Below are 4,931 nucleotides of genomic sequence, written 5' to 3'. Positions count from 1 at the left end.
TTCAAAATGGAGTTTTTGTAATTACTTTTAAATAAGGAGTGAAGAGAGCTTTTTAATCAATCTTTATTCTGAAGCTACAGACGAGCATACATTATGCTCGTTTTTCAATTGGTAGTTTAAATGTAAAAGTACTGCCTTCTCCTAATTCACTTTCAACGGTAATTTCTCCTCCGTGTAGTTCTATAATCCATTTTACCATCGACAATCCTAAACCTGTGTTTCCATTGTTTGAAGATGTTCGTGCTGCGTCAACTCGATAGAAGCGGTCCCATATTTTCGCAATATGTTGCTCGCTGATGCCTATGCCATTATCGGAGACTTTACCTATTATGTTGGTTTCATCACAGAACAGTTGCATATTCACAGTACCGTTCGCTTTGCTGTAAGCAATCGCATTCGTTAGTAAATTCATTAATAAACGCATCATCAATGTTTGATCTGCTTTAATAAACAAGTCTTCCTCTATATTAGTTGTTATATTAATCGAAGCTTCTTGAACCATTAATGAAAGCTCTTCTACAACGATTTCCGTTAATTCACTCATATTGATACATTCAAATTGAAAAGTATTATGCTTTTCTTGGTCAACTCTTGCTAATAATAAGAGTTGCGAGATTAACGCGGACATTTTACGTGATTGCCTTAAAATTACTTCTAACGATTCTTCCATTTCTTTCGGATTATTCCTCTGCGATAAAGCGTATTCGCATTGCGAAATAATAACAGATGTTGGTGTTCTTAATTCATGAGATGCGTCAGATGTAAATTGTTTTTCACTTTCGAATGATGTCTCCAATCGCACAAACATTTTGTCAAAGGTTTGTGCTAAATGATACATTTCGTCTTTCGATGAACCTTGTAAATTAATTCTCTTCGAAAGGTCTTTACCGTCACCAATTTTACTAGCTGAATCACTCATTTGTTGCACAGGTCGAAACGCTCTTTGCGTAATAAAATATCCTCCCACTGCCGCAATGAGAATAAGTAATGGAAATGAGATGAGTGTTACCACAATAAGCGTATTCATGGTTGATGATAATTGATTCATGGTCATTATTCCACGAACCCAGACTTGCTCATCGCCGCCTACATTATGGAGAAAATCATATACAATCCATTCTTTATTACCGTCTTTAATGGTTTGTATTTCATCGGATTTAAGCGATACCTTTTTATTAAATCCTGTTGGACTATGTCCTGCCAGCAGCTCACCTTGTTTACTATAAATGATGATATTTACTCCATCTTCTAAGGCTTCAAATTCATCGTCAATCTTTAACTGTCCATGCTTATATTCGATATCTTCAATGCTTTCTTTTACTGTGCTCTTCAATTGACCTTTCATATTAAACAGCAAAACTTTATCTGAAGAAGTTAAAATAAAAGCTAACACGAGTGCCATAATAATTACAATTAGCCCCGTATACCACAGGGTCACTCTCATTTTTATTGATAGTCTTTTCATGATTCTACTCGCAATACGTAACCAGTGCCTCGTACTGTATGAATTACCTTCGTTTCAAACTGGCTATCAATTTTTTTACGAAGGTATCGGACGTAAACATCAATAATATTCGAGCCACCTTCATAGTCGTAATTCCATACATGTTGCTCAATTTTATCCCGTGTCAACACAACTTCTTTATTACGAATCATATATTCTAAAATAGCAAATTCTTTACTGGAAAGATTGATAACTCGATCTCCCCTTGTTACTTTATGCATATTGCAATCCACCACTAGGTCAGCGATTTCAAACACATTAGATGTATTTCCTGTTTTTCTTCGCATCAACACTCGAATTCTTGCTAACAGTTCGTCAAAAGCAAACGGCTTTACTAAATAATCGTCCGCACCTAAGTCGAGTCCTGTTACGCGATCATCGATTGTATCTTTAGCTGTAAGAAGCAAGACAGGAGTTGTATTATTGTCCGCGCGTAATCTTTGTAATACTTGTAAACCATCTATTCCGGGAATCATAATGTCAAGCACAATCAAATCGTAGGTAGCCATGCTTATATAATCCAAAGCATCTTCTCCATTCCCACATCCATCGACACTATAATATTCTGCATTTAATCGTTTTACCAATATATTTTGTAAGTCTTGTTCATCTTCGACAATAAGAACTCGCATTAACATTCTCCTTTTCTTCTTATTTATATGTATCACTATAATTCCAAAACATTAAAGAAAGATTAGAAACTATTTAATTATATCATTTTATTTTTTGCACATTAATCTTCCTTTAATGTTTGTTCAGTAATATAAAGACATGGATAAGGTGCACATGTAAAGGGAGGAGAACATAATGGGAAAATGGATGATGATTGGAGCAATGTCTTGTTTATTTTTAACAGCTTGTTCTACTCAAGCTGATAACGATACAGAAGTGCAACAACTGAAAGTAGAAAATGATAAATCACAAAAGGAAGGTGCTCAACTACAACAAGAACCACACGAAACAGGGCCTGCTATGAATGATACTAAGCAAACACAAGATTTCAAAAACGAAGTCACATCTATTGTTGAAAAGGCAAATAACACGAAACCAGTTGGAGCAAAAGAAGAAAGCTTAAATACGTACTTAGCAGTAAAAAAGAAATTGACCAATTAGATGACAAGATAGATCTATCTGATGATCAGCTAGAAGCAGATTATCATGCTGGAACGATAACTGTTGAACAATATCAAATACAAGAAAGAGAACAAGATATACTTGAAGATCAATTAGAGCAAGCAGAAAATGCACTTGAAGTAAGATTTGGAATAGATGATTAATCATTAAGGAGTGGATGAAAATGTTAAAACATAAAAAGAAAATAATTATAAGTGTAATTGCTATTTTAGTAAGTGGTATTGCTATTGTTGGTGGATATTATGGTATGGGTTACAATTATGCAAAAAAGAATGAAAACTACACAGAGAAACAAGTTCGTGAAATTTCTTTAGCTCATACAAATGGAGAAATTATTAATGTGAAAAAAGAATTCGAATTAGAAGATGACAACTTAGCACAATCTAAATTTGAATATGAATTGGAAATCAAGACACCTGATAATCTGTTAAATATTTTAAAGGTTAGTGCTAGAACAGGCACAATAGAAATCAATAATGAAGATTGAAGAAATATTGACAAATAAAATATCATGTATTTTAAAAAACTCCTAACAAAATTTGTTAGGAGTTTTTTCACGTTTATACNNAAAAGCAAATACCCCCAAACAAGAAAATTGGCATCCTCAGGTGAAAAAATAACATTAATAAGGACTACGGCTCTCTTTTTTTATTTACTTTCGACATAATATGACAAAATAGTTGTAACTGTTTCTGTTATGCTTGTGCAGGAAATCTTACATTTGTTTATCTGTAAGTTAAGAAATAACAGAAAAGAGGGTTTATTATGCAAGGATTAATGTTGCTATGCCTCTTAGCATTCATTATTTTTATCGTAATGCTAGTTATAGCTGCTATTAAAAAGAAAGAGAAAAAGAAACTGGTTATCTCGGCAATATCTTGTTTCGTACTATTTATAGTTTTTGCTTCACTTTCACCTAAGCCAGAACAAGGAAAAAAGAAAGACGTAAAAGTAACTGCTACTGAAGCAAAACAAGATGAAACTAAAAAGAAAAACGAGGAAGATCAAAAGAAAGCTGATGAACAAAAAAAGGTTGAAGAACAACGCAAACAAGATGAAGATAAGAAAAAACAAGAGCAACAAAAAACAGCTGTAAATACTGATAAAAGTACATATGAAAATGAGCTTAAACCAAAAATTGATTCCATGATAAAAGAATATGATGAGATATGGAATCAAGAATGGCGACCTATTTGGGGCGAAGCAAGTAAAGACCCTGCATCTGTCGATCAGAACGCTTTAAAAGAGAAAATGGAGGCAGTTACAAATAGATACGATGAACTGTCCAATAAAAATACAGTATTTAAAGATGGTGCGAAACTAAGCGATCCTGTATTAAAAGAAAAAATCGAAAAATTTAGAGTAGAGTTTGGACTAGCAACGAATTATAGAAGTAATGCTGGAAGAGCTGTAACTCAAGGGATGAAAGGTATCGCTCCGTTGAAAGAAAGAATGGAGGAAGCTCAAAAATCCATTAAACTTTCCGATCAAAAACTAATTAACGCATTAGCTAATCTAACTGAAGTTGAATCGAAATTAGGAGTTAGTCGTAATTAAATATCTAGCAAAATATAGATTTGAATCATATTTCTCGATGAACAATATAACTTAACGTGGTAAAATGGTATATCCATAAAAAGGTAATTTGATATAATATTATTTATATGGAATATTAAAATGTAGCTAGAGGAAGTGAATATGGACAAGAAGTTAACGTATTGGCTAGGATCTATCATAGGGGTAATAGTACTTGCAGCTGGTATGACTTATGGAATGTTACAGTTTGCTGAAGTACCAATGGGTAGTGAGAAGCATGCTTTTGCAGAGTCTGATTATAAAGAAGCACCACCATCGAATGAAGCAGAAATTGAAGGTTCAAATGCACAACTTCACATCACTAAAAATTCTACTGAAGAAGAAGTTATTTCAGCTATGCATAGCATGACTCATCAAAAAGTAAAAGTGAATGACGGACGGGGAGCAACTCCTATGTCTAAAAAGAATGCAGGAAAAGTAAGAAGCATTCTAAACCAAAATGATTTTAAGAACAAAGAAGAACTATTAGCAATCACTGAAAGATGGGTAAATAGAGATTTTAGTAAAATCGTAGAAGAACATAACTATTTCTGGGAACTTCAAGACGGCAAGATAGGTGAAGCTACAGGAATGGATCCGATAGAAGAGCAAACATTCTCTTTAAATAATTTCGGTGATGAAGTAACAGCCGCATTACATAAATCAGGAGATCTTCAGTACGTTGGAGAGTAATAAATATCTATAAATTATAGTTAGA

The 4,931-nt window shown here is 33.5% G+C and carries 5 protein-coding genes and 1 pseudogene; 4 read left to right on the top strand and 2 right to left on the bottom strand.

The window, feature by feature from the left end; all coding sequences use genetic code 11:
* Nucleotides 1-91 precede the first annotated feature (91 nt).
* Both V7038_RS19680 and V7038_RS19675 read right to left on the bottom strand, forming a co-directional pair.
* Complete coding sequence (locus V7038_RS19680) at nucleotides 92-1,465, bottom strand: sensor histidine kinase (RefSeq protein WP_335695525.1); 1,374 nt, start codon at nucleotides 1,463-1,465, stop codon at nucleotides 92-94.
* Complete coding sequence (locus V7038_RS19675; protein WP_199693084.1) at nucleotides 1,462-2,136, bottom strand: response regulator; 675 nt, start codon at nucleotides 2,134-2,136, stop codon at nucleotides 1,462-1,464. The genes V7038_RS19680 and V7038_RS19675 overlap by 4 nt, the downstream gene beginning before the upstream one ends.
* A 175-nt stretch (nucleotides 2,137-2,311) precedes the next feature.
* Here V7038_RS19675 and V7038_RS19670 point away from each other — a divergent pair.
* From V7038_RS19670 to V7038_RS19655, 4 genes and pseudogenes are all read left to right on the top strand, one after another.
* Nucleotides 2,312-2,781, top strand: a pseudogene (locus V7038_RS19670) (hypothetical protein).
* Between the two features lie 20 nt (nucleotides 2,782-2,801).
* Nucleotides 2,802-3,125, top strand: coding sequence for a PepSY domain-containing protein (locus tag V7038_RS19665; protein ID WP_002110675.1), 324 nt, complete (start codon nucleotides 2,802-2,804; stop codon nucleotides 3,123-3,125).
* Nucleotides 3,126-3,403: 278 nt separating this feature from the next.
* A complete protein-coding gene (locus tag V7038_RS19660; RefSeq protein ID WP_002110674.1) occupies nucleotides 3,404-4,195 on the top strand; it encodes a hypothetical protein in 792 nt (263 codons plus the stop codon).
* A 141-nt stretch (nucleotides 4,196-4,336) separates the two neighbouring features.
* The gene (locus V7038_RS19655) at nucleotides 4,337-4,906 is read left to right on the top strand and encodes a PRK06770 family protein (protein WP_335695524.1); all 570 of its coding nucleotides are present in this window, start codon (nucleotides 4,337-4,339) and stop codon (nucleotides 4,904-4,906) included.
* The last annotated feature ends 25 nt before the right edge of the window (nucleotides 4,907-4,931 follow it).

It is taken from the genome of Bacillus sp. JJ783 (assembly GCF_036963225.1).
Classification (GTDB): Bacteria; Bacillota; Bacilli; order Bacillales; family Bacillaceae_G; genus Bacillus_A; species Bacillus_A cereus_U.
This window is presented reverse-complemented; position numbering and strand designations above follow the sequence as displayed.

What these genes read in the sequence shown, in the direction of transcription:
- V7038_RS19655 (WP_335695524.1), top strand. Translation starts at nt 4,337, where the DNA reads ATGGACAAGAAGTTAACGTATTGGCTAGGATCTATCATAGGGGTAATA.
- V7038_RS19665 (WP_002110675.1), top strand. Translation starts at nt 2,802, where the DNA reads ATGTTAAAACATAAAAAGAAAATAATTATAAGTGTAATTGCTATTTTA.
- V7038_RS19680 (WP_335695525.1), bottom strand. Translation starts at nt 1,465, where the DNA reads ATGAAAAGACTATCAATAAAAATGAGAGTGACCCTGTGGTATACGGGG.
- V7038_RS19660 (WP_002110674.1), top strand. Translation starts at nt 3,404, where the DNA reads ATGCAAGGATTAATGTTGCTATGCCTCTTAGCATTCATTATTTTTATC.
- V7038_RS19675 (WP_199693084.1), bottom strand. Translation starts at nt 2,136, where the DNA reads ATGCGAGTTCTTATTGTCGAAGATGAACAAGACTTACAAAATATATTG.